This is a genomic window from Curvibacter sp. CHRR-16 (assembly GCF_018474005.1).
Lineage (GTDB): Bacteria > Pseudomonadota > Gammaproteobacteria > Burkholderiales > Burkholderiaceae_C > Allorhodoferax.
Genome location: NZ_JAHCSH010000010.1, coordinates 1 through 22907 on the forward strand (window position 1 = coordinate 1; position 22907 = coordinate 22907).

Annotated in this window: 27 protein-coding genes and 1 tRNA gene; 5 read left to right on the forward strand and 23 right to left on the reverse strand. The window is 52.6% G+C overall.

Annotated elements, in window-relative coordinates; genetic code table 11:
- Nucleotides 1-180: 180 nt before the first annotated feature.
- From KIK84_RS15975 to KIK84_RS16010, 8 genes are all read right to left on the reverse strand, one after another.
- A complete protein-coding gene (locus KIK84_RS15975) occupies nt 181-459 on the reverse strand; it encodes a PAAR domain-containing protein (RefSeq protein ID WP_214124119.1) in 279 nt (92 codons plus the stop codon).
- Nucleotides 459-1802: a type VI secretion system baseplate subunit TssK gene (gene tssK / locus KIK84_RS15980; RefSeq protein ID WP_214124120.1), complete on the reverse strand. Its 1344-nt coding sequence runs from the start codon at nt 1800-1802 to the stop codon at nt 459-461. Before tssK ends, KIK84_RS15975 begins: the two co-directional genes overlap by 1 nt.
- Before the next feature lie 30 nt (nt 1803-1832).
- Nucleotides 1833-2333, reverse strand: a complete 501-nt coding sequence (tssJ, locus tag KIK84_RS15985) for a type VI secretion system lipoprotein TssJ (RefSeq protein WP_214124121.1) — start codon at nt 2331-2333, stop codon at nt 1833-1835.
- A gap of 92 nt (nt 2334-2425) precedes the next feature.
- Entirely contained in the window at nt 2426-2908 is a 483-nt protein-coding gene (locus KIK84_RS15990) for an Hcp family type VI secretion system effector (RefSeq protein WP_214124122.1), read from the reverse strand.
- A 35-nt stretch (nt 2909-2943) separates the two neighbouring features.
- Entirely contained in the window at nt 2944-4437 is a 1494-nt protein-coding gene (gene tssC, locus KIK84_RS15995; protein WP_214124123.1) for a type VI secretion system contractile sheath large subunit, read from the reverse strand.
- Between the two features lie 43 nt (nt 4438-4480).
- Nucleotides 4481-4999 carry a type VI secretion system contractile sheath small subunit gene (tssB, locus tag KIK84_RS16000; RefSeq protein ID WP_214124124.1) on the reverse strand — a complete coding sequence of 173 codons (519 nt, stop codon included), beginning with the start codon at nt 4997-4999 and terminating at the stop codon, nt 4481-4483.
- A 96-nt stretch (nt 5000-5095) separates the two neighbouring features.
- Nucleotides 5096-7816 carry a type VI secretion system ATPase TssH gene (gene tssH, locus KIK84_RS16005; RefSeq protein ID WP_214124144.1) on the reverse strand — a complete coding sequence of 907 codons (2721 nt, stop codon included), beginning with the start codon at nt 7814-7816 and terminating at the stop codon, nt 5096-5098.
- Between the two features lie 361 nt (nt 7817-8177).
- Nucleotides 8178-8253, reverse strand: a tRNA-Arg gene (locus KIK84_RS16010).
- Between the two features lie 85 nt (nt 8254-8338).
- On the opposite strand from KIK84_RS16010, the gene KIK84_RS16015 reads away from it, so the two are divergent.
- A complete protein-coding gene (locus tag KIK84_RS16015) occupies nt 8339-8827 on the forward strand; it encodes a c-type cytochrome (protein WP_214124125.1) in 489 nt (162 codons plus the stop codon).
- Between the two features lie 32 nt (nt 8828-8859).
- Here the strand turns inward: KIK84_RS16015 and KIK84_RS16020 are convergent, their stop codons facing one another.
- Genes KIK84_RS16020 through KIK84_RS16070 form a run of 12 tightly spaced genes read right to left on the reverse strand, consistent with a single transcriptional unit; the run spans nt 8860 to nt 17633 of the window.
- Nucleotides 8860-9408 (reverse strand): DUF2946 family protein, encoded by a 549-nt coding sequence (locus KIK84_RS16020; protein WP_214124126.1) that lies wholly within the window; start codon nt 9406-9408, stop codon nt 8860-8862.
- Nucleotides 9409-9413: 5 nt separating this feature from the next.
- Nucleotides 9414-10274: a YheT family hydrolase gene (locus tag KIK84_RS16025; RefSeq protein ID WP_250208049.1), complete on the reverse strand. Its 861-nt coding sequence runs from the start codon at nt 10272-10274 to the stop codon at nt 9414-9416.
- Complete coding sequence (locus KIK84_RS16730) at nt 10249-10458, reverse strand: hypothetical protein (protein ID WP_250208050.1); 210 nt, start codon at nt 10456-10458, stop codon at nt 10249-10251. The genes KIK84_RS16025 and KIK84_RS16730 overlap by 26 nt, the downstream gene beginning before the upstream one ends.
- A gap of 3 nt (nt 10459-10461) precedes the next feature.
- Nucleotides 10462-10878 carry a F0F1 ATP synthase subunit epsilon gene (locus KIK84_RS16030; protein WP_214124128.1) on the reverse strand — a complete coding sequence of 139 codons (417 nt, stop codon included), beginning with the start codon at nt 10876-10878 and terminating at the stop codon, nt 10462-10464.
- Between the two features lie 3 nt (nt 10879-10881).
- On the reverse strand, nt 10882-12285 hold the full coding sequence (atpD, locus tag KIK84_RS16035) for a F0F1 ATP synthase subunit beta (RefSeq protein ID WP_214124129.1): 1404 nt from the start codon (nt 12283-12285) through the stop codon (nt 10882-10884).
- 36 nt (nt 12286-12321) lie between these two features.
- Entirely contained in the window at nt 12322-13206 is an 885-nt protein-coding gene (gene atpG / locus KIK84_RS16040; protein WP_214124130.1) for a F0F1 ATP synthase subunit gamma, read from the reverse strand.
- Between the two features lie 48 nt (nt 13207-13254).
- Nucleotides 13255-14808: a F0F1 ATP synthase subunit alpha gene (atpA, locus tag KIK84_RS16045; RefSeq protein ID WP_214124131.1), complete on the reverse strand. Its 1554-nt coding sequence runs from the start codon at nt 14806-14808 to the stop codon at nt 13255-13257.
- Between the two features lie 43 nt (nt 14809-14851).
- On the reverse strand, nt 14852-15382 hold the full coding sequence (locus KIK84_RS16050) for a F0F1 ATP synthase subunit delta (protein WP_214124132.1): 531 nt from the start codon (nt 15380-15382) through the stop codon (nt 14852-14854).
- A 10-nt stretch (nt 15383-15392) separates the two neighbouring features.
- Complete coding sequence (locus KIK84_RS16055) at nt 15393-15863, reverse strand: F0F1 ATP synthase subunit B (RefSeq protein ID WP_214124133.1); 471 nt, start codon at nt 15861-15863, stop codon at nt 15393-15395.
- Between the two features lie 39 nt (nt 15864-15902).
- On the reverse strand, nt 15903-16151 hold the full coding sequence (gene atpE / locus KIK84_RS16060) for a F0F1 ATP synthase subunit C (protein ID WP_214124134.1): 249 nt from the start codon (nt 16149-16151) through the stop codon (nt 15903-15905).
- Between the two features lie 43 nt (nt 16152-16194).
- Complete coding sequence (gene atpB / locus KIK84_RS16065) at nt 16195-17073, reverse strand: F0F1 ATP synthase subunit A (protein ID WP_214124135.1); 879 nt, start codon at nt 17071-17073, stop codon at nt 16195-16197.
- An 11-nt stretch (nt 17074-17084) separates the two neighbouring features.
- Entirely contained in the window at nt 17085-17633 is a 549-nt protein-coding gene (locus KIK84_RS16070; protein WP_214124136.1) for an ATP synthase subunit I, read from the reverse strand.
- Here KIK84_RS16070 and KIK84_RS16075 point away from each other — a divergent pair.
- The 3 genes from KIK84_RS16075 to lipA are packed head-to-tail and all read left to right on the forward strand — an operon-like array spanning nt 17632 to nt 19560.
- Nucleotides 17632-17895 (forward strand): YbeD family protein, encoded by a 264-nt coding sequence (locus KIK84_RS16075; protein ID WP_214124137.1) that lies wholly within the window; start codon nt 17632-17634, stop codon nt 17893-17895. The two genes, KIK84_RS16070 and KIK84_RS16075, sit on opposite strands and share 2 nt — an antisense overlap.
- 4 nt (nt 17896-17899) lie before the next feature.
- Nucleotides 17900-18568 carry a lipoyl(octanoyl) transferase LipB gene (gene lipB, locus KIK84_RS16080; protein WP_214124138.1) on the forward strand — a complete coding sequence of 223 codons (669 nt, stop codon included), beginning with the start codon at nt 17900-17902 and terminating at the stop codon, nt 18566-18568.
- An 11-nt stretch (nt 18569-18579) separates the two neighbouring features.
- Entirely contained in the window at nt 18580-19560 is a 981-nt protein-coding gene (lipA, locus tag KIK84_RS16085) for a lipoyl synthase (protein WP_214124139.1), read from the forward strand.
- Here the strand turns inward: lipA and ptsP are convergent, their stop codons facing one another.
- The 3 genes from ptsP to KIK84_RS16100 are packed head-to-tail and all read right to left on the reverse strand — an operon-like array spanning nt 19561 to nt 22070.
- The gene (gene ptsP, locus KIK84_RS16090) at nt 19561-21378 is read right to left on the reverse strand and encodes a phosphoenolpyruvate--protein phosphotransferase (protein WP_214124140.1); all 1818 of its coding nucleotides are present in this window, start codon (nt 21376-21378) and stop codon (nt 19561-19563) included.
- 4 nt (nt 21379-21382) lie between these two features.
- Nucleotides 21383-21652 carry an HPr family phosphocarrier protein gene (locus KIK84_RS16095; RefSeq protein WP_214124141.1) on the reverse strand — a complete coding sequence of 90 codons (270 nt, stop codon included), beginning with the start codon at nt 21650-21652 and terminating at the stop codon, nt 21383-21385.
- Nucleotides 21621-22070, reverse strand: a complete 450-nt coding sequence (locus KIK84_RS16100; protein WP_214124142.1) for a PTS sugar transporter subunit IIA — start codon at nt 22068-22070, stop codon at nt 21621-21623. Before KIK84_RS16100 ends, KIK84_RS16095 begins: the two co-directional genes overlap by 32 nt.
- A 64-nt stretch (nt 22071-22134) precedes the next feature.
- Here KIK84_RS16100 and KIK84_RS16105 point away from each other — a divergent pair, with 64 nt between their 5' ends.
- Entirely contained in the window at nt 22135-22626 is a 492-nt protein-coding gene (locus KIK84_RS16105; RefSeq protein WP_214124143.1) for a TlpA disulfide reductase family protein, read from the forward strand.
- Nucleotides 22627-22907 lie beyond the last annotated feature (281 nt).

Consider the following 22907-nt stretch of genomic DNA (forward strand, 5'->3'; position numbering starts at 1 on the left):
CGGGGCTTTGCAGTATGAGTTGGTAGCTAAAGAGGCTGTTGATGTCTTCTCGCCCCTCTAGGCTGATGGCTTGCAGGCTTGTGCTGGTTTGGGCTTCTAAGGCTGCGCAGCTAACTGTGAGGATGCGATGGGTGGGAACAAGAGCGGTCAAATCGAAAGACATACGCATGCCTCTTGGTGTTAGCCGTGGGTGACTGGAACAGTGCCAATAAGGCTGCAACCGCACGCGGTTTTATGCCCATCCAAAGCGACAGGTACGCCGTCAATCAAACAGGTGGGATCGCCCTCGACAATGGCGTTGACCCCGTGCGGGGATTTATCGGGATATTTCTGCGGGCAATCCACGCTATCGCCCATGCGGGCGATGGCTTTACCTTGGATTGACCGTGTAGGAGAACCGCTGATAACGGTTCCACCGTGGCTGGTAGGGTCTCCTACGACGATGATTTTTCGTCCCATTACCGTACTCCCCAGAGCTCCATGCGCAAACCGGGCAATTGGGTTGCGATGTGCAAGCCAACACCGCCATGGGTGAGCATGTGCTCCCAGAGCGCGCCTTGTGGCTCGATTTGGAAATAGACGTAGCCTGCGTTGAATGGAATTTGGCGTGGTGGCACTGGCAACACGCGCAGTACGAGGCTGGGCAAATGCAAGCGGACGAGCTCGGGCAAGCGATCGGCTGGTGCAACCTTGGTGTGTGCCACAAAGTTCTGCGCCAATTGCTCGCCGGGCATATTGGCACTGACCACAAGAACAAGGCTACTGAAGCTGCGCAGTTGCACTGGATCCAAACTGGCCAGATACATGCCATGTTGCTTTTCTTGCAAGGGGATGTTTTGCGCACTGCGAACGAGCAAGTTGTTGAGCAATTCGCGTGTGTCTTCTACCAAGGCCTTGAAACTGGTATAGGGATCGCGGTGCTCGTACGGTGGCAGCGGATTGGGTCGCCGTGTCTGGATGCGAATGAAGGTGGAAATTTCACCGGCCATGCCTCGCAACAGTGTGTAGGCATGCTCTGGTGAGGTCTCTCGAACCCGCAGCAAGTGGTCTAACAGGGGTTCGTAACGATTGAGGATTTGCAGCAGCAGGAAGTCACTGACCTCTGCTGCTTGTGTAGCCCCGGTACCTGCACTGCCACTGAGACGCTGGGCGAGGTTGTCGGCACGTTGACGGGTTGTCCCATGCAACTGGGTGAGCCATTGGGTTAGCAACTCGCTGGCACCGTAGCGGTTGACTGGAGGGATCAAAGTGCTGTCGAGTTCTGCACTGCCATCGGATCGCAATGCGGTGAGTTTGGCTAAAGGCAAGCCCATCCATGCACTAGTTAGTTCTTTCTCTGCAACGATCTGCAAACGAAGTTGTGAAAGTTGTACGGTTTTGGCACCTTGTCCGATGGAGTTGGAGTCGCGCAATTCGGCATCTATAACGTTGTAGCGTGCCAGCGATCCTGGGGAAGCCTCGAAAGTGGTTTCCTCACCATTGGGGGTGCGTATAGGCAAAGCCAAGTAAATGATCTGGCCAAGATGCTCTGGTAGCAGAGTTAAGGGAGATGGCGGTGGTGTTTGACCTGGCAGATCAAAAGGTGTTCCATCGGGATAGACGCCTGTGGCAGATGCCAAAACCAATTTGCCCAAGGTAAGCGATTCGTGGTCTATACGAAAGTGGCTGAACCCCCAAAAGAAGGGGGATAGTGGCTCTGCCCGTTTGTGGGCATAGCTTTCCAAGTAACGCTCTTGTTGTTGAAAAAGTTGTGGGCGCAGGAAGAGGCCTTCGCTCCAAGTTACTTTGTTGTGCCAAGTCATGGGTATGGTGTCCTGTGCATCGCGTTGGGGTTAAGGCTTTTCTGTCACGACGATGCCTTGTGGCTGCAACTGAATTTGCAGAACGGTTTTATTGGATGGCAATACGGCGCGATACCACGCCGCCTCTGGCGCTTCTGGAAGCTTGTAAACAGCTCGCCACACGGCGTTTGGAAGATCTCGATAGCCTGCCAATATCCCTAGGGCAGTTGTTTGTGTGTTGCTCTTGCGTTCAATCTTTTTACTTTCCCCCGGACGCAAGATGAATTCGTCCTTAGCCAATAGATCGGCCGCCAATACGGTTTTGTCGTTTTTCTCTAGGCTGAAGTAATCAGCTTCAGTAAAGCTGTTGCTGTCTTTGAGTTCGTATACGCGCACCTTGATCGGGGATGGGCGTTGACTGTCATCGGGGTTGACTCCCGGAGTTGCCTCAATCGTGAGGGTCAGTTTGGTAGCCTCTTTGGCATCTTCTGCGCAGCAACAAACTGAGGTCAGAAACAACAAAAGCAGCAGTGGCAACGACAAGCGGTTCATGATGTCTAGGCGTATGTCTAATCCCCTCGAGGCATATACCGCCTCGAGGGTGCACAACCAGTGCTGGACACACTGGCCAATTGAGGCTGGGCTTATGCCTCCTTGTTGAGCTTGATATCGAAGCCCGCTGTGACTGCACCGCCGGAGCCACCTTGCTGGTTTTGCACGGTGTATTCCTGCTTGACCTTGGAGAAGGACAAGCTCACCTGCTCCAGCAATGCTTCGTCAGCATTGGAACCAGATGGCTGCACATTGGTAATCACCACATCGCTCATGGTGATCTTCAAGTATTCCAATGGGGTGCCACCGGCTTTACGCACCACCAACACTGCCTCTGTAATGTGTTTTCCAGTCAAGCAAAACTTCATCAAGTTCGGGCTGGCACGGTCAACAACGTGGACGAAAGTCAAGTCTTTGACAGTTGCCTTGCCCGCACCACCGCCAGAGCCTTGGTGCATGTTGGACTCTTGCAAGATTTGCCATGTCCAGCTGCGTACATCGATTTCATTTTTATGGGCGGAATCCAAGCTTTCGCCATCGATACCGGTGATCTTCAAGAAAATGTCTTGTGCCATTTTTTTTAACTCCTTTGCTATGCGTTTAACGAAAATTAGGCTGCGGCTTTGGCCGATGGCAACTTGGCTACCAAGCGCAAGCTGACGGTTAGGCCTTCCAGTTGGAAGTGGGGGCGCAAAAAGAACTTGGCGCTGTAGTAGCCCGGGTTGCCTTCGACGTCTTCAACCACTACTTCAGCTGCAGCCAATGGGCGACGTGCCTTGGTTTCTTGACTCGAGTTAGCTGGATCTGCATCGACGTAATGCATGATCCATTCGTTGAGCCAACGCTGCATGTCTTCGCGCTCTTTGAAGGCGCCCACTTTGTCGCGCACGATGGACTTGAGATAGTGCGCAAAACGGGTACTGGCAAAGAGATATGGCAGGCGTGCAGACAAGTTGGCATTGGCTGTCGCATCGGGATCCATGTACTCTTGCGGTTTTTGCAAAGACTGGGCACCGATGAAAGTAGCGTGGTCTGTGCCTTTGCGGTGCACCAAGGGGATAAAGCCAGCCTTGGCCAATTCTGCTTCACGACGATCGGAGATGGCGATTTCGGTTGGGCACTTCATGTCCACGCCACCATCATCTGTAGGGAATGTGTGGCAAGGCAGGTTTTCTACTGTTCCACCGGACTCAACGCCACGGATCATCGTGCACCAGCCGTAGAGTTTGAAGCTGCGGTTGATGTTGACTGCCATAGCGTATGCCGCGTTGTTCCACACGTAGTTTTTGTGGTCTGCGCCTTCCGTGTCTTCTTCGAAATTGAATTCATCCACTGGATTGGTTTTGGCGCCATAGGGCAAGCGACCCAAGAAGCGTGGCATGGCCAAGCCTACGTAGCGTGAGTCTTCGGTTTCACGCAAGGAATTCCATGCTGCGTGCTCCAAGTTGCCAGTGATCTTCGCTAGGTCACGTGGGTTGGCAAGCTCTTGCCACGAATCCATTTGCAGAGTTGATGGAGCGGCTCCAGCGATGAAAGGAGCGTGTGCGGCTGAAGCGATCTTGGCCATTGCACCGAGCAATTCAACGTCTGGTGGGGTGTGATCAAAATAGTAATCTGCCACCAAGCAACCGTAGGGCTCCCCACCCAGTTGGCCGTATTCCTCTTCGTACAAACGCTTGAAGAGTGGACTTTGATCCCATGCAACACCTTTGAAGCGACGCATTGTGCGACGCAAGTCAGTTTTGCTGATATCCATGAAACGGATCTTCAGCATCTCATCGGTTTCTGTGTTGGAAACCAAGTGCGAGAGACCGCGCCAAGCGGCCTCTAAACGCTGAAAGTCTTCGTGGTGCAGGATGAGATTGATCTGTTCAGTGAGCTTGTGATCGATCTCCGCAATGATGGCTTCAATGCTGGCGTATGCATCGTCACTCATCGTGACGGTATTGCTCAGCGCTTGTTCTGCCAGTGTGCGAACTGCCGCTTCTACGGCTTCACGCTGTTCATCGCCTTTGGGTTTGAACTCACGATCCAATAGCCCTGTGAACACATCTGGATCAGCATACTGGGTCTGCACCCCTGCTACTGCTGTTTCTGTTGTCATTTTTGGTCCTATTCGGTGTAGTAGGTGATTACGGCTTACGCGCTTAAGCGTCTGCCGAAGCTTCCGATGGCTTGGGCGCAGAGGCCAGTGCCTTCATCAGTGCGGGATCGCCCAACAAATTGCGCACCAAACCTTCTGCACCGGACTTGCCATCCATGTAGGTTTGCAAATTGGAAAGTTGTGTACGGGCATCCAAGAGCTGTTTGAGTGCGTCAACTTTGCGTGCCACGGCTGCGGGTGAAAAGTCATCCATGCTTTCGAAGGTGATGTCGACCATGACCTGGCCTTCCCCTGTCAGTGTGTTGGGCACACTGAACGCAACGCGGGGAGCAATAGCCTTCATGCGTTCATCAAAGTTATCGATGTCGATTTCCAAGAATTTGCGCTCAGCAACTTCAGGCAGTGGCTCAACTGGCTTACCCGATAGATCAGCCAATACCCCCATAACAAATGGCAGCTCAATTTTTTTCTCACTACCGTAAATTTCGACGTCATATTCGATCTGCACGCGTGGGGCACGGTTGCGCGCGATGAACTTCTGACTGCTGTTGCTGGCACTCATAGTGGTTCCTTATGGTTGAAAAAGGGCCGGATCACCACCTCTGGCCCGACGATCTCACCACTGCAAGGGTGGCGAAGGTGATTGAATTTCGATTGATTAGGCATATGCATGTCGCTTCGCAGGCTGAGATTGCGAATGGAAGCTCAAACCGGCTCGGATACTCACAGTGCCGCCTTGGATTGCGCTGCTTGCCTCTTCCGCTTGGGCTCGCATCTCGACGCTAACCAATTGGTTCCGTTCATGCATTGCCTGTAACCACAGATGGGCCAATTCGCTGGATATGTGCTGCTCAATGAATTGACCAATGCGCCGTGCGCCAATTTCATGGGTGCCACACATCTCAGCTATGTGTCGCACGGCTTGGTCTGTGTACAACAGTTGTGTTGAATGCTGTGCATACAATCGCTTGACCACTTTTTGCAGTTGCAAACGCACGATGTTTTGCAATATGTCTGCACTCAGTGGCACGTAGGGAACTATGCGCATGCGCCCCAAAAATGCAGCGGGAAAAACTTTGCGCAATTCTGGTTGCAACGCTTCTGCCAATGCTTCTTGGTCTGGCATCAAAGCAGGGTCTTCACATAAGCGACTCAGTACATCGGAACCAGCATTGCTCGTGAGCAAGATGAGGGTATTCTTGAAGTCGATTACACGCCCCTCACCATCCTCCATCCATCCCTTGTCAAAGACTTGATAGAAAAGTTCATGCACGTCTGGGTGCGCTTTTTCCACCTCATCTAGCAATATCACGCTGTATGGGCGGCGTCTTACCGCTTCTGTCAATACACCGCCTTCGCCATACCCCACGTAGCCAGGAGGAGAGCCTTTCAGAGTGGAAATGGTGTGCGCTTCTTGGTATTCGCTCATATTGATGGTTATGAGGTTTTGCTCTCCCCCATAAACTGCGCTGGCCAAGGTCAACGCTGTTTCCGTCTTGCCAACGCCCGATGGCCCGACCAAGAGGAATGTTCCAAGCGGTTTGCTTTCATCACTGAGCTTGGCTTTGGCCGTTTTGACGCGCTCCGCAATGATGGATAGTGCCCAGTCTTGCCCCACAACGCGTTCTTGTAACTGCGATTGCAAGCCCATAACCGCGGCAACGTCATCACCCAGCATCCGCCCTACAGGAATACCAGTCCAGTCGGCCACAATGGATGCCATGATCTGCTCGTCCACATGAAAGTGCTGTGTTGGCTTGTCACCCTGTAAGCGCACCAAGGTCTGCTCTACTGATTTCAATTCAGCTCGCAACAGATTTTTTTTGCCTTCATCTTCCTCGGCCGCCAGGGCTTTTCGTTTGTCAATGACCTGCAGGCAAAGATCGCGTTCTTGCTGCCATTGCCCCCGCTGCACACGAAGTGCCTCCTCGATGCCACGCTTTGTTTGCACGATGCGTTGCAATTCGTTGGCTTTATCACGCCCGTAATCAGCCTCCTGCTGGATTAGCTTCTCTTCTAGCTCCAGACCTGAGCTCTGCTTTTGCAATATTTCTATCTCAGAGGGTGTTGCATGTATTGACATGGCAACCCTTGCGCAAGCTGTATCCAATAAGCTAATTGCTTTGTCTGGCAATTGACGAGCTGGTATGTATCGATGCGACAAACGTACCGCCGCCTGTATCGCTTCATCCAGCACCTCTACGCCGTGGTGCTTAGAAAAAACTTCCGCCAAACCCCGCACCATCTGAATGGCAGTGGCTTCGTCTGGCTCTTGCACTTGCAAGACTTGGAAGCGGCGGGTTAAGGCCGGATCTTTCTCGATATGCCGCTTGTACTCAGACCATGTGGTAGCGCCTACCGTGCGCAAGCCTCCTCTGGCCAATGCGGGTTTCAACAGATTGGCTGCATCGCCCGTACCCGCCTGACCTCCTGCTCCTACCAAGGTGTGGATTTCGTCAATAAACATGACGATGGGTTCGAGCGAATTCGCTGCTTCAGCCAAGACAGACTTCAGTCTCGCCTCGAACTCACCGCGCATGCTGGCACCTGCTAGCAGCGCGCCTATGTCCAGGCTCAGCAAGCGTACGCTTTGCAAACTCGGTGGCACTTGCCCTGATGTAATCGCAAGGGCCAAACCTTCTACTACCGCTGTTTTTCCAACCCCTGCCTCACCTGCTAGAAGTGGGTTGTTTTGACGCCTTCTCAACAAAATATCGATCATTGAGCGGATCTCATGCTCACGCCCAATGACTGGATCAATCTTGCCTTCTTTCGCTTGTTGCGTCAGGTCGGTGCAATAGACCCCTAGCGCCGACTTGTCTGTGCCCGCTTCTTTAAGAGCACCACTGGCTTCACCTGGAACCGATTCGGGCAGCCCCATCGCATCATGGGATTTTTCGTTTGCTTCCACAGATTGCGCCCCATGGAGGGCGATCAGGTCGGCAATTTGTGGGACGGTGAGCTTCTGGAATGCTGGAGAAATTACCAACAACGCGCGCTTTAGTTCCGGGGTTTGCAACATGGCCGCTAACAACCACGCCCCACGCACTTTGGTGTCATCCATGCATAAGCTTGCATATGTCCACGCGCGCTCAATAGCGAGTTCTATGTGGTCACCAAAGTCACTAATACTGCTAGCCCCAGCTGGCAGTGCGCTTAGTGCACTAACCATATCTCGCTCAAGCAATGCTGCATCAATGCGCGCATGCTTGAGCAGCAAATGCAAATCATTTCCTGGTGTCTGCCACTGTTGATGGAACCAGTGCACCAACTCCACATAGTGATTGCCCCTCAATTTGGCTAAGGCAGTAGCTGACTCTATTGCACGGAACAAAGACAAGTTGAGCTTGCCAAACAAACTTTTGCGCGGGACGTTCATCGCATTAGCTCTGTGTAATTTATTGGTTATTGCTGCACTCGTGTATAGCCTCGCCAATATCTCACACACACAACGTGACATGCGTTGTCTTTTTGTTACATGTGCTTTGTTTGTTGATACATTTACTTAAATTCCCTCTTTTGGGTGAGATGCCAATCCCGCCAATACACACTGCAAAATGGATCTTGTGACGCTACAAAGACCGCAAACGGCAACATTTTTGCCGGCTCAACGTCGTGAGTAGGAATGATTGTTGACAGGTAAGAACCTTGCACGTTTGCGAAGGTCTTGATCTTTGTCAGGTAGAAGTACCGCCTAAGCTGGGAAACTTGGGGTTTATTGACCGCGTGGCGGTGAGAGGTGGCGCGACTGGCGGGGATCGAACCCACGACCCTTGGCTTCGGAGGCCAATACTCTATCCACTGAGCTACAGTCGCGTAAGGCCTGTGATTGTAGGCCTTTTCGCTGCTATCGCTGCCACCAAGTCAGGCTTATCTTTGCGTTTTTCATTTGAGGTTTGTCATGCCCGATAGCACTTCGTCGCCATCCAGCAAGTCGCTGCTGATTCCATCTGTTTTGGCCTTCGGGATCCCGTTAGTACTGATTCTGGGTGTCTTGATGGTCGCACGCTCAGGCCCAGTTCCCGCACCCTCGCCTGATGAAGAGCGGTCGATCGCCCAGCGGATTCAGAAGGTGGGCTCTGTCACCGTTGTAGAAGCAAGCCGTGATCCATTGACTGGCGAACAAGTATTCAATGCCCGTTGCTCCGCCTGCCATGCCACTGGTGCCAATAATGCGCCGAAGTTCCAAGACAACTCGGCGTGGGCACCACGCATCAAGCAAGGCTTTGAGACCCTGATCAACTCTGCCCTCAAAGGCAAGAATCTGATGCCTCCACAGGGAGGATCCGATCTTTCCGAGTTGGAAATTGCACGTGGCGTTGCCTACATGGCGAATGCTGCGGGTGCCAAGTTCACCGAGCCCGCCTCCCCCGCCAAAACCGCACCCTGAAGCAGGACCCGATTCTCAGATCTGCTTCGGATCTAGTACTGCACGTCCCTGCTCTCATACTGTGGGCTGCGGACGAAGCCAAATTGCTGGGGCAGGTTTTCAGTACGGCAATCCTGCACAGGGGCCTTGCTGTGCTCCAACCAGTTGGCCGCATGCAGCATGTCTTGGCTGTGAACCAATCCCAAGCCTAGCTGCGTGTTCATGTACAGGTAACCCCGCTCATCCGTCCAAACACCCTGCACCTGCACGGGCAGTCCGGTGTGCGTGACGCAATCCCCGTGCTGCTGCAAGCGCAATATCCACGGCGCTGCACGCAGTTCCACAAAGACCTGCTGTGGGCCGTTCTGGAAATACCAGCGCCCCTGCGCGTCGTAGGTGTAGTTGCGGCCGATAAAGGCTATCAATTTCTCGTGTTCCAAGCGCGATCCACGCGCTGATACATCACTGCTCTGAAACGCCCCAGATTTTTGTGTTGTTGCATCGCGCATATACCAATCGCCACGCTCGTCCAAGCCCAACCAGCCTGTGCATGCAGGTACGTCCGGCCACTTGTGCATGGCCTGCAAAACGATGTCGTCCATGGCTTCTACACGTGTTGTTTTAGCCACTCCATGATAGCGGTTGCTACCCCTTGCATCTGCGCTGGCCAACGCGGATCGGAAAAGCCAACATGCCCACCAGTAAGCGGGCGCCACATTGCTACATGAGTTGGCACCTCGGCTGGTGCTGGCAAACTGCTCACGGGAACCAGCGGATCATTGGCTGTATTTACCACTAGCGCAGCATGCTGGATGCGGCGCATGTAGCGCCCCGCAGAACACACGACCCAATACTGCGCTGCGCTGGAAAATCCATGCAATGGGGCGGTGAATGCCGCATCAAAATCGCGCAAATCACGTGCACTATTCAACTGCTGCTCATTAAGCAGTCCGGGAAACTGCAGCGCTTTGCGCAATCCTTTTGGCACCATGGTTCGCAAAAAATGGCGTGTGTATATCCAGCGGTTGACACCATGCGCCAATTGGTGACTTGCTGCAGTCAGATCCAATGGTGCACACAATGCCACCACAGCATGAAGGAGCGGGCTGGTACTACACTCTTGAGCCCAGCGCAGCAAAGCATTGCCCCCCAAGGACACACCAATACCCAAAATGGGACCGTACACTCTACTGCGCACTTGCTGCAGCATCCAATCAATTTCTTCATAATCCCCGCTGTGGTAAGCGCGGGGAGCGTGATTCAATTCGCCACTGCAGCCTCGAAAATGCGGCACCACCAAGTTCCAGCCCCTTGCTTGCACCGCCGCAGCCAGAGCATGGGCGTAATGGCTGCTAGAGCTGCCTTCAAGCCCATGAAAAAGCACGACCGTCGGCGCATCAGCTTCATGATGCCACTGCCAATCGGCATCCACAAAATCGTTGTCAGGCGTTGTCCAGCGCTGGCGCATCCATTGCGTCTTTGGCAAGTAGCATGACCCGGTAATAGATGGCCAAATGGTTTGCGCATGCCCACCCGGTAGCCACCAAGGGGATGTGCAAACGTGGGAAGACGGCATGTTCAAGTGCAACTCCATTAAGAAGACCGAGCATGAAAAAAGCCGCTTCGATGAAGCGGCTTTTTTCGCGGCGCAAGGCTTAGCGCTTGTCGCGGTACTTGCGCAGTGCAGCAATCTGAGCAGCCATCACAGCCAACTCCGATTGAGCACGGGCAATATCCACTTCGCTTTGGGCGTTTTTGAGGGCTTCTTCAGCGGCTTGACGCGCTGCTTGGGCCTTCTCTTCGTCCAGATCCTTGCCACGAATGGCGGTGTCCGATAGGACGGTTACGCAGTGCGGCTGCACTTCCAGAATGCCACCAGCCACAAAGACGAACTCTTCCCCACCATCGGCCTTTTCGATACGCACAGAGCCCGGTTTAATGCGGGTGATCAGCGATGTGTGGCGTGGTTTGATACCGAGTTCGCCCGCTTCACCTGGCAAGGCTACAAACGTAGCCTCACCGGAGAAAATGGACTCCTCAGCACTTACCACATCGACGTGGATGGTGTTCATGGTTTAGACCTTTTTGGCTTTCTCGAAGGCTTCGTCGATGGTACCCACCATGTAGAAGGCCTGCTCGGGCAGGTGATCGCATTCACCAGCAACGATCATCTTGAAACCACGGATGGTTTCAGACAAAGGAACGTACTTACCAGGAGATCCGGTGAACACTTCAGCCACGTGGAAAGGCTGCGACAAGAAACGCTGAATCTTGCGTGCACGGGCCACAGTCAACTTGTCTTCGGGAGACAGTTCGTCCATACCCAAGATCGCGATGATGTCACGCAATTCTTTGTAACGCTGCAAAGTACCTTGAACCGCACGGGCTACACCATAGTGCTCTTCACCCACGACGTGAGGGTCGAGCTGGCGGCTGGTGGAGTCCAGAGGATCCACCGCAGGATAAATACCCAGCGCAGCGATGTCACGGGACAACACGACGGTGGAGTCCAAGTGAGCAAAGGTTGTTGCAGGAGAGGGATCCGTCAAGTCATCGGCTGGCACGTAGACCGCTTGGATGGACGTGATGGAGCCGACTTTGGTCGAAGTAATACGCTCTTGCAAACGGCCCATTTCTTCGGCCAGTGTAGGTTGGTAACCCACAGCAGAAGGCATACGCCCCAGCAAAGCGGACACTTCGGTACCAGCCAAGGTGTAACGGTAGATGTTGTCCACGAAGAACAGCACGTCACGGCCTTCATCACGGAAGGATTCCGCGATGGTCAGACCTGTCAAGGCCACGCGCAGACGGTTGCCAGGAGGCTCGTTCATCTGACCGTACACCATCGCCACTTTGGACTCGGGCAGGTTATCCAACTTCACCACGCCGGAATCGGCCATTTCATGGTAGAAGTCGTTCCCTTCACGGGTACGCTCACCCACGCCAGCAAACACGGACAAGCCCGAGTGCGCCTTGGCAATGTTGTTGATGAGTTCCATCATGTTCACGGTCTTGCCCACGCCGGCACCACCAAACAGGCCCACCTTACCGCCTTTGGCGAAGGGGCAGACCAAGTCGATCACCTTGATGCCGGTTTCCAGCAATTCTTGCGAAGGGCTCAACTCGTCGTAAGCGGGGGCCTTGCGGTGAATCGAGCTGGCATGCTCGTGGCTGACGGGGCCGCGCTCGTCGATGGGGTTGCCCAACACGTCCATGATACGACCCAAGGTAGCGGGGCCAACTGGCACGGTGATGGGGGCGTTGGTGTTGGACACGACCATGCCACGGCGCAAGCCGTCGGAGGAGCCCAAAGCGATGGTGCGAACCACGCCATCACCCAACTGTTGTTGAACTTCCAAAGTCAATGTCGAGCCATCCATCTTGAGGGCATCGTAGACCTTGGGCATCTGATCACGGGGGAATTCAACGTCCACCACCGCGCCGATACATTGAACGATTTTTCCTTGCACTTGAGCCATGTTTTGCTCCAAAAATTGAATTTACGCCGTATGCGATCAGCCGCTGATAGCTGCAGCACCCGAAACGATCTCGGACAACTCTTTGGTAATTGCCGCTTGGCGGGTCTTGTTGTAGACCAGCTTGAGTTCGGAAATCACATTGCCAGCGTTGTCTGTCGCCGCCTTCATTGCCACCATACGAGCAGCTTGCTCGGATGCCATGTTCTCAGCCACTGCTTGGTACACCAACGCCTCTACATAGCGCACCAACAAATTGTCGATGACGCTCGGTGCATCGGGCTCGTAGATGTAGTCCCATGCGTGGGCACCAGCCGCTTGGGTCTGCTCGGCCATTTCCGCTGCAGACAGCGGCAACAGCATCTGCACGCGTGGCTCTTGTCGCATCGTGTTGATGAACTGGGTGTAGCAGACGTACACGGCGCTCAACTCACCACGGGTATAGGCATCGAGCAATACCTTGACGGGGCCGATCAGCTTTTCCAAGTGGGGCTTGTCGCCCAACTGGGTCACGTGCGAGACCACGTTTGCACCAATGCGGTTTAAAAAGCCCAAACCCTTGTTACCAATGGCCACGGTACGCACCGATTTGCCTTCGGCTTGTACGTCGCGCAGCTTGTTGGTCAAGACACGCAAGATGTTGGTATTCAGACCACCGCACAAGCCTTTATCGGTTGTGACGACGATGAAACCAACGCCCTTGGCTTCAGGGTGTTCTACCATGAAGGGATGGACGTACTCGGGGTTGGCTTGGCCCAGGTTCGAAGCAATGTTGCGGACTTTTTCACTATACGGACGTGCAGCACCCATCCGATCCTGCGCTTTGCGCATTTTGGATACGGAAATCATTTCCATGGCTTTGGTGATCTTCTTCGTGCTTTCGAAGTTTTTGATCTTGCCGCGGATTTCTTTGCCTGTTGCCATATTGATTCCTAGTCAGTGGGAAGGCGGTGAACCTCCCCAGGTTTTCGGTTAGGCGAAAGTCTTCTTGAACGCTGCCACAGCAGCATTCAGTTCGGCTTCGGCATCCTTGTCCATGGCCTTGCTGGATTCCAGCTTGGACAGCAAAGCAGCATGCTTGTCTTTGAGCCAAGCGTGCAAACCGCTTTCGAAAGCCAGTACCTTCTTGACGTCGATGTCGTCCAAGAAACCCTTGTTGACAGCGTACAAAGAAGCGCCCATCAAGCTGATGGACAAGGGGGAGTACTGGGCTTGCTTGAGCAATTCGGTCACGCGGGCACCGCGGTCGAGCTGTTTGCGTGTCGCTTCATCCAAGTCAGACGCGAACTGTGCAAACGCTGCCAATTCACGGTACTGGGCCAAGTCGGTACGGATACCACCGGACAAGGACTTGATTAGCTTGGTCTGTGCTGCACCACCGACGCGTGACACGGAAATACCGGCGTTAATAGCAGGACGGATACCGCTGTTGAACAGGCTGGTTTCCAAGAAAATCTGACCGTCCGTGATCGAGATCACGTTGGTCGGTACGAAAGCAGATACGTCACCCGCTTGGGTTTCGATGATCGGCAGTGCGGTCAGCGAACCGGTCTTGCCCTTTACTGCACCCTTGGTGAAGGCTTCGACATAATCGGCATTCACGCGAGCTGCACGCTCGAGCAGACGGCTGTGGAGATAGAACACGTCGCCGGGGAAAGCTTCACGACCGGGTGGACGACGCAGCAGCAGGGAAACCTGACGGTAAGCCACAGCTTGCTTGGACAGATCGTCATACACGATCAGCGCATCTTCACCGCGATCACGGAAGTATTCGCCCATGGTGCAACCAGAATAAGCGGCCACGTATTGCATAGCAGCCGACTCGGAGGCAGTAGCGGCAACCACAATGGTGTAGTCCATGGCGCCAGCTTGCTCCAGAGCACGCACCACGTTCTTAACGGACGAAGCTTTTTGACCAATCGCGACGTAAACGCAGGTTACGCCTTGGCCCTTTTGATTGATGATGGTATCCAGTGCAACAGCTGTTTTACCAGTCTGGCGGTCACCGATGATCAATTCGCGCTGACCGCGGCCGATAGGTACCATGGAGTCGATAGACTTCAGACCTGTTTGCAGCGGCTGATCAACGGACTGACGCGCAATCACACCGGGCGCGACTTTTTCAATCACGTCGGTCATCTTGGCGTTAATAGGGCCTTTGCCATCGATCGGCTGACCGAGGGCATTGACCACACGGCCCACGAGTTCGGGACCCACCGGCACTTCCAGAATGCGGCCTGTGCACTTCACAGTTTCGCCTTCGGAGATGTGCTCGTATTCACCCAAAATCACAGCACCTACGGAGTCACGCTCCAAGTTCAGGGCCAGACCGTAGGTTGGCAAACCATCTTTGCCTACGGAAAATTCCAACATTTCACCCTGCATGACCTCAGACAGGCCATGGATACGGCAAATACCATCGGTCACGGACACTACCGTGCCTTGGTTGCGGATGTCAGCCGTAGCAGACAACCCGCTGATGCGGTTCTTAATCAGCTCAGAAATTTCAGCTGGATTGAGTTGCATGACTCTTTCCCTCTCTATAAATTGGTGCGACGCCTGAGACCACTCAGGCTGTCAACACCACTTTCATTTGTTCCAGACGGGCCTTCACCGAAGTGTCCAACACTTCATCACCCACCACCACACGCACACCACCGATCAACGAAGCATCGTGGCGAACTTGGACGTTCAACTTGCGTGCAAAGCGTTTTTCCAGCGACGTGACCAAATCGGCAAGTTCAGTGCCTTCGATGGGAAACGCGCTAAAAATTTCTGCATCGGAACTTCCGTCGCGCTCGTTGACCAGGTTGCGGTACATCTTGGCGATTTCGGCCAGTGCGAGCAAACGGTTGTTCTCTACGAGTGTGTTCAGGAAGCTCGCGCAAGCGGGGGCTGCAGGGGACTTCATCACAGAGACGATCAAGTCAATGATCTGTTGGTCTGCGATGTTCGGATCAGCGGCGAATTGCTTCAACTCTGGAGTGGCCACCACTGCAGCCAACTCCTCCAGCCATGGAAGCCATGCCGTGGCATCGCTTCCAGCAGCCTTGTACAAAGCATCGGCATAGGGTCTTGCAATGGTAGCTAGTTCAGCCATTGTCAGCCCTTCAGAGCTCTGTCTTCAGACGGGTCAACAGATCTGCATGAACAGATGCATTGACTTCTTTGCGCAGAATTTGCTCAGCGCCCTTGACCGCCAGTGTCGCAACATCGTCACGCAAAGCCTCACGAGCCTTGATGATTTGTTGCGCAGCCTCTGCCTTGGCCGCCGCGATGATGCGTGCGGCCTCTTCTTTGGCCTTATCTTCGGCGGCTGCCACGATGCCTTGCGCACGGCGCTCCGCATCAGCCAGCAAAGCAGCTGTCTCATTGCGCGATGTAGCCAGTTGGGCTTCTACCTTTTGGTTGGCAGAAGCCAGTTCTGTCTTGGCTTTATCCGCAGCAGCCAGCCCGTCAGCGATTTTTTGTGCTCGTTCATCGAGCGCTTTGGCGATGGGTGGCCAGACGAATTTCATCGTGAACCACACCAACACACCAAAGACTATCGCCTGCAGGAACAGGGTAGCATTGATGTTCACAGTACGTTCCTTCCTTACGACGAAGGTGGAGTGGTCGGCTTAGCGCAGAACGAAGGGGTTTGCGAAAGCGAACAACAGCGCGATCGCAACGCCGATCAGGAAAGCAGCATCGATCAGACCAGCCAAGATGAACATCTTGGTTTGCAGTTCGTTCATCAACTCGGGTTGGCGAGCAGAGGACTCCAAGAACTTGCCACCCATCAAAGCGATACCGATAGAGGCGCCGATAGCACCCAGACCGACGATGAGACCGCAAGCCAAAGCAACCAGACCGAGAATGTTTTCCATTTGATACTCCTAAGTTAGTAATGAAAGAAAAGTGAAATACCCATTAGTGCGCTTTGTGAGCGTCACCAGCGTATATAAGAGTCAACATCATGAAGATGAAGGCTTGCAAAGTGATAACGAGAATGTGGAACAACGTCCATACGGTACCAGCCACCACATGACCAATGGCCAAACCAATGCCCGTTCCCGACAGCGCCCAGCCGCCACCCATGAGAGCAATCAGCATGAACACCAACTCACCTGCAAACATATTGCCAAACAACCGCATACCATGGGATACCGTTTTGGCGACGTATTCAATTACCTGCATGAAGAAATTCACCGGATACAGTGCCCAGTGGTCACCAAATGGTGCTGCAATCAACTCATGCGCCCAACCACCGAGGCCCTTGATCTTGATGTTGTAGACCAAACAGACCAACAAAACAGAAGTTGACAAACCCAGTGTGGTTGAAAGATCCGCCGTAGGCACCACTCGCAAATAGTTTTCAAAACCAAGAGAAGGACCGATGCCATGCCATGCTTGAGGTAGCAAGTCCACCGGCAGCATATCCATCGCATTCATCAAAAAGATCCAAACAAACACCGTCAAAGCGAGCGGAGAAATCAGCTTGCGACTCGTCGCATTATGAATTACACCCTTGGCTTGGTTTTCTACCATTTCAACCAAAATTTCCACCGCTGCTTGGAAGCGACCAGGCACACCAGCAGTTGCTTTGCGCGCAGCGAGCCACAAAACAAAACAACCCAGCACACCAAGCACAACAGAAAATACGACAGAGTCAAGGTTGAACACTCTGAAATCAACAATTCCATGTTGTGTCGCATTTTCAAAATTGAAATTTTTCTGTAGATGGTGCAAGTGGTGCTGGATGTATTCACCAGCAGACAGACCATGCTCTCCCGCATTAGCAACAGACATATAACTTCCAATTAACTTCTAAAAACAGCCACATGGGCAAACCACAAAGCCGCCCAGCCCAACATCTGCCCAAAAACAAAACCCGCGACCACAACCAGCCAATTAGGCGAATTTAAAAAACTCTTAGCCGCAAACAATGCCAAAACAGTCAAAAACACCTTGACCAACTCGCACAGCACCACCACAACCAACGCCCGCCTAGCTGCATTCACGCCGTAGCGCATATAGATGCGCAAGGCAAATAAGCTAGGCACTAAGCAGCACAGAACACCATATGACAGACTAGCGACCCATCCAGTGGACCAGAACAACCATGCCATCAACGCCAGCGCGATCAAAAGCAGCAGCAGCCATTGCTGCTTGTTGAACTTTTTATGCGTAAGTGAACTCACAGCGAACAACCTCTGCTTGCTTTGCCACAGCAGCCAGCACTTACAAAAGTACAAACAAGACAACACTGAGCACAGCCTACGATTATACGTAGAAACACCCTTTATCAGCAAACCTAGTTCCTGAGTGCAATGCGATAATTGCGTTTTATCGAAGCTGTGATCCACCATGAAGCAAGATTCTTTGCTCGTCTTTCCCTGCAGATTCCCTATAAAGGTCATGGGCCTGAATGTTTCTGAATTTGTCCCGGCGATCCATTCTGTGGTACAGCAGTTCGATGTCCAATTTGACTCCTCTACTACTGAACTTCGCCCCAGTAAAGCTGGCAACTACATGGGCATGACGATTTATGTTCACGCCACATCCCAAGAACACTTGGATGAAATTTATCGCACTCTCTCTACACATCCGTTGGTAAAAATTGCTCTCTAATGCCATGGATGTTTTGTCATTGGGGTGCATCCCGCTGGAGCTGGCAACGTCCATGATGGCGGCTGCCGTTGAAAATAAATTTCCATGGCGTGATCAAATTTGGCTTTGCGAACACCACGCGGTGTATACCCAAGGTTTGGCAGGCAAGGCGGAACACCTGCTCAATCCAGGGACAATCCCTGTTGTCCAAACAAACCGTGGTGGCCAAGTGACCTTTCACGCACCTGGACAAGTGATTGCCTATCCTCTTATTGACCTTAAAAAAGCTGGGTACTTCGTTAAGGAGTTTGTTTTCCGCCTCGAAGAAGCAGCAATAAGAACATTGTTCGACTTTGGAATTACAGGCCAGAGAATCCATGGTGCTCCAGGTATTTATGTGAAATTGGACGATCCATTTGGACACGGTCGCCTTGAGGTTGGGCAAACCAATGGCCCACTGAACTTCGATGGACTAGGTAAAATCGCCGCCTTGGGTATCAAAGTCTCCAACTACAAGACTTACCATGGCTTGGCATTGAATGCATCCATGGATCTTGAGCCTTATCAACGCATCAATCCATGTGGCTACCAAGGCCTTCAAACTATTGACATGGCATCGCTTGGTGTTGCCGCTACATGGGCTGATGTGGCCCCTGCACTCGCCAAACACTTGGTTCGCCATCTAACTCCATAGGATCATCCACCATGCAATCTACCGATCACGACGTAAGCAATGCTCCCTATGATCCGACTGCCAAGCAAAAAGCTGCCGCCAAGATTTCTCGCATTCCAATCAAAGTAGAGTCTTCTGAAATTTTGCGCAAACCGGATTGGATCCGCGTTAAAGCAGGATCTCCCTCTACCCGGTTTTACGAAATCAAAAGCATCCTGCGGGAGAAAAAGCTGCACAGCGTGTGTGAGGAGGCGAGTTGCCCCAACATTGGTGAATGCTTCGGCAACGGTACCGCCACCTTCATGATCATGGGTGATAAGTGCACCAGACGGTGTCCATTTTGCGATGTAGGCCACGGTCGCCCTGACCCACTCGATGTGAATGAACCAGAAAACTTGGCCTCCACTATTGCTGCATTGCAATTAAAGTATGTCGTCATCACCAGTGTTGATCGTGATGATTTGCGTGACGGTGGTGCTGAACACTTTGTCGAATGCATTCGAAAAGTGCGTGAGCAGTCTCCGTTGACGCAAATTGAAATATTGGTTCCCGACTTCCGCGGACGCGATGATCGTGCACTGAGCATTTTGGCCAAGGCACTACCGGATGTGATGAACCACAATTTGGAAACCGTACCCCGTCTGTATAAGCAAGCGCGTCCGGGTTCTGATTATTTGTTCAGCTTGAACTTGCTCAAAAAATTCAAACACCTTTACCCCCATATTCCCACAAAGAGCGGAATCATGGTGGGCTTGGGCGAGACGGATGAGGAAATTCTCCAAGTAATGGCCGACATGCGTGCGCACGATGTGGACATGCTAACTATCGGCCAATACCTCGCGCCCAGCGCCAGTCATTTGCCCGTGAAGCGCTATGTGCATCCGGACACTTTCAAGCACTTTGAGGCCGAAGCACTGCGCATGGGCTTCAAAAATGCTGCTGTTGGAGCGCTTGTTCGCTCCAGTTATCACGCAGATGTACAGGCCCATGGGGCCACTCACCATCCAAGCTAATCAAAGTGCTCTTGGTTGCTGGCGCCGCTCCGCGCCAATCCAAGGGCGCTCTGCCATCACTTTCGCTGGCTCATCTGCCATACACACACGCTGAGCCCACTCGTTCAGCTTGGTCGTATCCGCTCTAAGCACCTCTTGCTTGACAGCCAAAATTTGTGTCGGGTGCATTGAAAAACAGCGCAAACCCAAACCCAACAGCAGAGGTGTATAGGTGATATCCCCTGCCATCTCGCCACATACACTGACCTCCTTCCCGGCTTTCCTAGCTTGCCGAATGGTGTCAGCCAATAACCCCAACACCGCAGGATGCAAAGGATCATATAAATGCGCAACCGACTCATCCGCCCGATCAATAGCCAGTGTGTACTGAATCAGGTCATTGGTTCCTACCGATAAAAAGTCGAAATAGCGCAAAAACACAGGCAGCATCAATGCCGCTGCTGGGATTTCAATCATTGCCCCCAATTGAGGCTTGCCGTAGGGTATCTGACGCGCCTCCAATGTCTGCTCTGCCAATGCCAATTGCTGTAGTGTTTGCTTGATCTCGCTGAGGTGCGCCAGCATCGGAAATAGCAGTTTCACTTGGCCGTGCACTGCTGCTCTCAAAATGGCCCGCAACTGCGCTTGGAACATGGCAGGATCTGCCAAACTCCAACGAATAGCCCTTAAACCGAGTGCAGGGTTGGTTCTGTGGGCTTCGTATGCTGTTGTATCAAGCGGCTTGTCAGCGCCAACGTCAATAGTACGAATAGTGACAGGCATACCATTCATGCCTTCTACTGCTGCCTTATATGCCCTGTATTGCTCCTCTTCGCTGGGCATTGCGCCATCACCTCGCCCCATGAACAGAAATTCCGTACGAAATAAGCCTACGCCAGTTGCCCCTTCTTGAAGAGCACTTGCTGCATCCACTGGCATTTCAATATTGGCATGCAACTCAACCCTCTCACCATCCATGGTCACGGCAACAGTATTACGCAAGCGCTTGAGGCGGCTGCGCTCCAGCTCCCCCTGTCGTTGCTTGAAGCCATACTCCTCCAACAAGATATGCGAAGGGTTGACCAACACCACACCAACCTCAGCATCAATGATGACCCAGTCATCTTGGCGGATTAAGGTACTGCTGCTGCGTGCGCCAACTACTGCAGGGATATCCATGCTTCTAGCCACAATGGCTGTATGCGATGTTTTTCCTCCAACATCGGTCACAAAACCCGCAAAGACACTTTTGCGAAATTGGAGCATGTCCGCCGGAGCCAAATCTTTGGCTACAAGGATCAGTGGCTCACCGGCTCCGTCATCCATGAGGGTGGTTTGCGCACGTGCGGAATGGCGCTCCGTTTGCTGATCTGGTTGAATCGACTCGCTGCTTTTCAGCGCCGCCAGCAGACGTTCGCCGATTTGCTCAACATCCGCTTTTCGCTCACGAAGATACGGGTCATCCATTTCTTCAAATGTGCGTGATATCGACGCTATATGGGCAGTAACTGCCCATTCAGCGTTGTAAAGTCTCTCACTAATGCATTGAGTGATACCACCTTGCAGTTCGGGATCTTGTAGCAAGAGCAAGTGCACATCCAACAGCGCAACCAACTCTTGGGAGATTTCCTTACCACCATGACTGGCGACCTCCTCTTGCAAGAGCATGATTTCTTGCACTACGTTAACAACAGCATCTTGAATCCGCGCCGTTTCTCGTTCTACTTCATCGGGCTGAATGAAATAGTGTGCAACATCCATCCCATTGCTCGCAATCACTACTGCGCGCCCTATCGCTACACCTCTTGCGACAGGGATGCCTTGCACCGTAAAAGTCATGCGCTCACTCGCCTTCGCCAAATTTATCGTTAATCAATGCCACGAGAGAATCCATTGCTTCTTGCTCTCGCTCACCATCGGTTTCTACAACAACATCTGTGCCCAAACCAGCAGCCAGCATCATCACGCCCATGATGCTTTTTGCATTCACTTTGCGCTCACCCCGTGCAATCCATACTTCACACGGAAACGAACCTGCTAGCTTGGTTAATTTGGCCGATGCCCGTGCATGCAAACCCAACTTATTGCTGATGGTGATTGTGTTGCTGATCATGTACTTTCCTCGTGTGTTGATTTTGTGGGGCCGTTAAATTCACTGCCATGATGCACTGCGCAGCACCAGCCAGAACTTTCGGCACCAACACCTCGAGAGGTTCATCCAAATAATTGATGGCACGCAAAATCATGGGCAAATTAGCACCCGCTATTAGTCTTGCCTTTTTACCTGCCATTGCACGCTGCGCGACGTTGCACGGACTCGCACCAAACACATCTGTTAGTACAAGTACATCCTCTGATGCGATTGCTTCTAATGCATGTGCCAGTTGCTGAGCTGTCTGCTCTGCTGTAGCCGATGCAGCAACATCCACAGCGGTTACGATACCAGCCGCGTCAGGAAACACATGCAAGGATGCGGCCCTGAGTGCGGTCGCTAATGGCTCGTGTGCCACGATTAATATGGCCTTAGACATCTCATTCCTATGATTTTGATTCACCGCATTGTGCCTTCTCTACACAGAGAGCTAAACTAAATCCATGCGCATCAAATTGCTTTCTACCCTCGCAGTGTTAGCCGTGTTAGGCATTACATGCACTACTTTACTTGTAGCAAACACACCATCCGCACCGCCAAGCAATTTTTATCTCACTGACAACACCCAACTTCAGAGCAAAGACCTTGCAAAAAAAGTGATCGTGGTGAATTTTTGGGCTACTAGTTGCACTACCTGCGTTGCCGAAATGCCCCGTATGGCCGAGCTCTATCAGCGCTACAAAGACAGGGGGCTTACGTTCGTTGCCGTTGCCATGTCGTACGATTCACCTGCTTATGTTGTGAAATTTCAGCGCAATAAAAAATTGCCCTTCCCTGTTGCCTTTGACAAAGATGGGGAGCTTGCGAAAAGCTGGGGTGACGTTTCACTGACACCCACTACTTTTCTTATCGATAAATCTGGACGAATAGTGAAAAAGTATATTGGTCAACCTGACTTCAATGATTTTGCATACCGAATTGAGCAACTTCTTTGACGCTCACACTGCATTCTTTGCCACGTTCTGTATTTGAGTGACAGTGTGGACGAGGATTCAGGCTGATGCGGCTGGGAAAAGGCTGGTCATAGGTTCAGCAGCTACAGGCCATTCGATAAGGCAACGTGCTGGTGTTGACCCGTCCTGAATTAGATTGACATCTTGGACGGTGAGTTTAGCCAGTGGATACTGGCCAGTGATGCCCGATGCACCGCATCGGGCGTTTGCATTTTCAGCGATAGATGCGGGCGCTCGCTGTTGTAGATCTGTACCGACTCGCG

Bases quoted from the DNA above. Each gene is read 5' to 3' on its own strand.
- KIK84_RS15975 (WP_214124119.1), bottom strand. From the start codon at position 459: ATGGGACGAAAAATCATCGTCGTAGGAGACCCTACCAGCCACGGTGGA.
- tssK (WP_214124120.1), bottom strand. From the start codon at position 1,802: ATGACTTGGCACAACAAAGTAACTTGGAGCGAAGGCCTCTTCCTGCGC.
- tssJ (WP_214124121.1), bottom strand. From the start codon at position 2,333: ATGAACCGCTTGTCGTTGCCACTGCTGCTTTTGTTGTTTCTGACCTCA.
- KIK84_RS15990 (WP_214124122.1), bottom strand. From the start codon at position 2,908: ATGGCACAAGACATTTTCTTGAAGATCACCGGTATCGATGGCGAAAGC.
- tssC (WP_214124123.1), bottom strand. From the start codon at position 4,437: ATGACAACAGAAACAGCAGTAGCAGGGGTGCAGACCCAGTATGCTGAT.
- tssB (WP_214124124.1), bottom strand. From the start codon at position 4,999: ATGAGTGCCAGCAACAGCAGTCAGAAGTTCATCGCGCGCAACCGTGCC.
- tssH (WP_214124144.1), bottom strand. From the start codon at position 7,816: ATGAACGTCCCGCGCAAAAGTTTGTTTGGCAAGCTCAACTTGTCTTTG.
- KIK84_RS16015 (WP_214124125.1), top strand. From the start codon at position 8,339: ATGCCCGATAGCACTTCGTCGCCATCCAGCAAGTCGCTGCTGATTCCA.
- KIK84_RS16020 (WP_214124126.1), bottom strand. From the start codon at position 9,408: ATGGACGACATCGTTTTGCAGGCCATGCACAAGTGGCCGGACGTACCT.
- KIK84_RS16025 (WP_250208049.1), bottom strand. From the start codon at position 10,274: ATGCGCCAGCGCTGGACAACGCCTGACAACGATTTTGTGGATGCCGAT.
- KIK84_RS16030 (WP_214124128.1), bottom strand. From the start codon at position 10,878: ATGAACACCATCCACGTCGATGTGGTAAGTGCTGAGGAGTCCATTTTC.
- atpD (WP_214124129.1), bottom strand. From the start codon at position 12,285: ATGGCTCAAGTGCAAGGAAAAATCGTTCAATGTATCGGCGCGGTGGTG.
- atpG (WP_214124130.1), bottom strand. From the start codon at position 13,206: ATGGCAACAGGCAAAGAAATCCGCGGCAAGATCAAAAACTTCGAAAGC.
- atpA (WP_214124131.1), bottom strand. From the start codon at position 14,808: ATGCAACTCAATCCAGCTGAAATTTCTGAGCTGATTAAGAACCGCATC.
- KIK84_RS16050 (WP_214124132.1), bottom strand. From the start codon at position 15,382: ATGGCTGAACTAGCTACCATTGCAAGACCCTATGCCGATGCTTTGTAC.
- atpE (WP_214124134.1), bottom strand. From the start codon at position 16,151: ATGGAAAACATTCTCGGTCTGGTTGCTTTGGCTTGCGGTCTCATCGTC.
- atpB (WP_214124135.1), bottom strand. From the start codon at position 17,073: ATGTCTGTTGCTAATGCGGGAGAGCATGGTCTGTCTGCTGGTGAATAC.
- KIK84_RS16075 (WP_214124137.1), top strand. From the start codon at position 17,632: ATGAAGCAAGATTCTTTGCTCGTCTTTCCCTGCAGATTCCCTATAAAG.
- KIK84_RS16070 (WP_214124136.1), bottom strand. From the start codon at position 17,633: ATGGTGGATCACAGCTTCGATAAAACGCAATTATCGCATTGCACTCAG.
- lipB (WP_214124138.1), top strand. From the start codon at position 17,900: ATGGATGTTTTGTCATTGGGGTGCATCCCGCTGGAGCTGGCAACGTCC.
- lipA (WP_214124139.1), top strand. From the start codon at position 18,580: ATGCAATCTACCGATCACGACGTAAGCAATGCTCCCTATGATCCGACT.
- ptsP (WP_214124140.1), bottom strand. From the start codon at position 21,378: ATGACTTTTACGGTGCAAGGCATCCCTGTCGCAAGAGGTGTAGCGATA.
- KIK84_RS16095 (WP_214124141.1), bottom strand. From the start codon at position 21,652: ATGATCAGCAACACAATCACCATCAGCAATAAGTTGGGTTTGCATGCA.
- KIK84_RS16100 (WP_214124142.1), bottom strand. From the start codon at position 22,070: ATGTCTAAGGCCATATTAATCGTGGCACACGAGCCATTAGCGACCGCA.
- KIK84_RS16105 (WP_214124143.1), top strand. From the start codon at position 22,135: ATGCGCATCAAATTGCTTTCTACCCTCGCAGTGTTAGCCGTGTTAGGC.